We start from the raw sequence: 3,382 nt of genomic DNA, 5'->3' as shown, positions 1-3,382 counted from the left end.
GCTGCCCTTCAGCCACTGATCCCACGGCACCGTCCAGTCGCCGTTCTGCGAGATCTCCAGGGGCTTGCCACCGGTGTTGCGCACCTCGACCACGTCGCCCGGGACCGAGAAGTCGAAGAACCATGCGGCGTTGTCGCCGTTGAGGTTCAGACAACCGTGACTGGTGTCGGTGTTGCCCTGCGCCCACACCGTGGAGTTCAGCTGATGCAGGTAGATGCCGTCGGTGCTGATCTTGGTGGCGTAGGAGATCGACTCCTTGTAGCCGAGTCGTGAGTTGGTCGGCAGCCCGAACGTCGAGGAGTCCATGATCACCGGGTTGGCCTTGTTCAAGACCGTGTAGACGCCGGGCGGGGTGAAGAACGAGAAGGTGGTGCCCGCGATGGTCTGGATTCCGCCCATGCCCATCGAGGTCGGCATGGTGCGGACCAGTTTGCCGTTGTCGAAGACGCTGACCATGTGCGTGTCGTCGTCGGCGATCGAGACGTGGGCGTCACCGATCTCGAACGATACGTGCTCGTCCTCTTCGCCGTAGAGGCCGTCGCCGAGCGGCGTGCCGTAGACGTTGGCCGCGACCGTCACGGTGGTGTCCGGCGCGTAGTACTTTTCCGGCCTCCAGTGGGCCGTCTGACCGTCGATCCAGTACCACGATCCCGCCACCGGCGGATTGGTGGTGACCGAGAGGTGCCGCTCGGCGTTGGCCTTGTCGTCGATGGTCTCGTCGAAGTGAGCGACGACGACGGCACCGACGCCATAGGTGGCGCCGTCCTGCAGCAGTCCTCCATCGGTGGTCTCGAAGTAGACCTGGGTCTGGTTGCTCGGAGACACCGTGGTGAAGCTGGACTCCTGACGCGACGGCATGCCGCCGGGGCCGCGGGCCAGGACCGTCATCGTGTAGGTGCGGCCGTAGCCGAGTTGACTCGTCGGCTTCCAGGTCGTGTGATCCGGCGTGAGCACGCCAGGCACGACCTTCCCGCTGTCGTTGGTCATCGTGACGTCGGTGATGATGCCTGCGGTCGCGCTGATCATGACCGGACTCGCGGGGTTGACCTTGGCGGCCGCAGGCGCCGGGATGACGGACAGCACCGCGGGCGTGGACGTGGGCACGACCGGCTGCGCCTCAACCAGATCGCGAGGTGCGGCGAGCACCTGGCAGCCGTGCACACACCGTTCAGACCCGCTCGTGACGACACCACCGAGCACGGCCAGCACCGCGAAGGAGGCGGCCATCCAGGCCCCACGGGCACGACGAGTAGACGTCAACAAAACTCCATTGATTTTCAGCACCGACGAGAAGACGCGACCCCATGGTAGGTGGTTCACCGCCATCCTTCGCAATGGGCGAGGCGGTGCGTTCTTCGTTCGTGATCGGCTCGTTTCAGAAGCGTTGGCAACCGACGTCACTTTCGCGTCAGAGGCACCAACCGATGGCCCTGAGCTGGGCATGGTCGATGAAGCAACGTGGGGCACAGCCGATTCACAACGTGCCGCGGGTGTCGCCCGGTAACGAACGGGTGAGAGTCGCCGAGTAATACATGACGGCAGCACTTCGTGCGGAGTGCTGCCCACGGGCGGTTGCCAAGAAGCGACAACCGGTCCGGCGGCCCGCGAGCAGGCGCCGTACCCGAATCCGTTCACCGCATTCAGTGCGGGACTTCCCGAAGAGATGGACACGAGATGACGTTCGTTAAGAGAATCCGAGATGGCTGGGGACGCAGTATCGCGGTCGCCGCGGTCGCAGCCGCCGTTCTTCCCGCCCTGATCGGTGTCACCGGTAACTCGGCGACCGCCGGGGCGTACTCACGCTCAGGGTTGCCGGTCGAGAACCTGATGGTTCCGTCCGCGGCGATGGGCCGCGACGTGCTGGTGAGGTTCCAGCCCGGCGGTTCGCACGCGGTGTACCTGCTGGACGGATTGCGCGCCCGCGACGACAACAGCGGCTGGGACATCGAGACCAACGCGTTCGAAAAGTTCGATCAGTCCGGCGTGTCGGTCGTGATGCCCGTCGGTGGCATGTCCAGCTTCTACTCGGACTGGAACGGCCCGGCCGTGGGCAACGGCACGACCCAGACCTACAACTGGGAGACCTTCCTGACCTCCGAGCTGCCGGCCTACCTGGCGGCGAACAAGGGCATCTCCCCCTCCGGCAACGCCGTCGTCGGACTATCGATGTCGGGCAGCGCCGCGCTGATCCTCGCGGCATACCACCCGGGCAACTTCTCCTACGCCGGCTCGCTGTCGGGATTCGAGCACCTGTCCGACGGCATCTGGCCGACCCTGGTCGGCTTCTCGATGCGTGACGCCGGCGGCTTCGATGCCACCGCGATGTGGGGCCCCGGTGGCGGCCCGACCTGGCAGCGCAACGACCCGACGCTGCAGGCCAGCAGGATCGCCTCCAACGGCACCCGGATCTGGGTCTACACCGGCAACGGCAGGCCCAACGAACTCGGCGGCGGCGATCTGCCCGCCACGTTCCTGGAAGGACTGACCAAGGCCAGCAACGTCGCCTTCCAGAAGGCATACACCGGCGCAGGCGGTTCCAACGGGACGTTCAACTTCCCGGCGAACGGCACGCATAGCTGGGGCTACTGGGGTGCGCAGTTGGATGCCATGAAGCCCGACATCGTACGGACCATCGCCTAACCGTCGTTGCGCAGTTTCACCATCCGCGTCGTGGAGCTCTCGTCGAGCTCCACGACGTCGGAGCGTGACCGCAGAAAGTCGCTGAACGACCGAAAGCCCAGGGACTTCTCACTGAAGGACGGGTCCATCCGCTTCATCTGCGCCTTCACCGCGGAGTTGTGCAGCCAGTCGACGTCGTCCTTTTCCAGGCCGATGCGCAGGGCCCGCTGCAGAAGTCCGGTCGCGGCGGCCTGGGGGTCGGGCGCCTCGGGCTCCTCCTCGACTTCCTGCGGCCGGGTGGCGCGCCGCCGCGGGGCGCGCTTCTTCGGCGCCGGCTCCGGCTCGTCCTTCTCGGGCGCAGCTACCTCCGGCGGCTCGAACACCGGCACCCCGGGCAGTGCGTCGTAGGTGACGAACTCGTCGCACGCGGCCGCAAGCGCGCGGCTCGACGAACCTGCCACGCCGATGCCGACGACGTATCGGCCGAGCCGCTTGCAGCGCTGAGCGAGTGCGATGTAGTCCGAGTCGCCGGCGACGATCACCACGTGCGTCAGGTCGGGCAGCCGGAACATGTCCTCCACGGCGTCGACCGCCAGCCGGATGTCGGCGCCGTTCTTGCCGTAGGCCGCGGCGGGAAAGAGCTGCACCAGGTCGACGGCGCGGCCGACGAGCTGACCGCGGTACCCGGCGTTGACGTCGGCCGACCAATCGGCATACGCCCTGGTGAGCACCAGCGTGCCGAACGACGAGGCGAAGTCGATGA

3 protein-coding genes are annotated in these 3,382 nt (G+C 66.5%); 1 reads left to right on the top strand and 2 read right to left on the bottom strand.

Annotation, left to right across the window (positions count from 1 at the left end; translation table 11 throughout):
* On the bottom strand, positions 1-1,227 hold a 1,227-nt coding region (locus tag VET27_RS05110; RefSeq protein WP_526515774.1), incomplete at its 3' end, for an Ig-like domain-containing protein.
* Positions 1,228-1,674: 447 nt separating this feature from the next.
* On the opposite strand from VET27_RS05110, the gene VET27_RS05105 reads away from it, so the two are divergent.
* Entirely contained in the window at positions 1,675-2,640 is a 966-nt protein-coding gene (locus VET27_RS05105; protein WP_526515772.1) for an alpha/beta hydrolase, read from the top strand.
* On the opposite strand, the gene VET27_RS05100 is transcribed toward VET27_RS05105, so the two are convergent.
* Positions 2,637-3,382: NYN domain-containing protein (locus VET27_RS05100; protein WP_526515769.1), on the bottom strand; the 746-nt coding region annotated here is incomplete at its 5' end. The two genes, VET27_RS05105 and VET27_RS05100, sit on opposite strands and share 4 nt — an antisense overlap.

Source organism: Mycobacterium sp., from assembly GCF_035633495.1.
Classification (GTDB): Bacteria; Actinomycetota; Actinomycetes; order Mycobacteriales; family Mycobacteriaceae; genus Mycobacterium.
The sequence above is the reverse complement of the archived record's forward strand: the minus strand, read 5'-3'. Positions and strand labels throughout refer to the sequence as shown.

Bases quoted from the DNA above. Each gene is read 5' to 3' on its own strand.
- VET27_RS05105 (WP_526515772.1), top strand. From the start codon at position 1,675: ATGACGTTCGTTAAGAGAATCCGAGATGGCTGGGGACGCAGTATCGCG.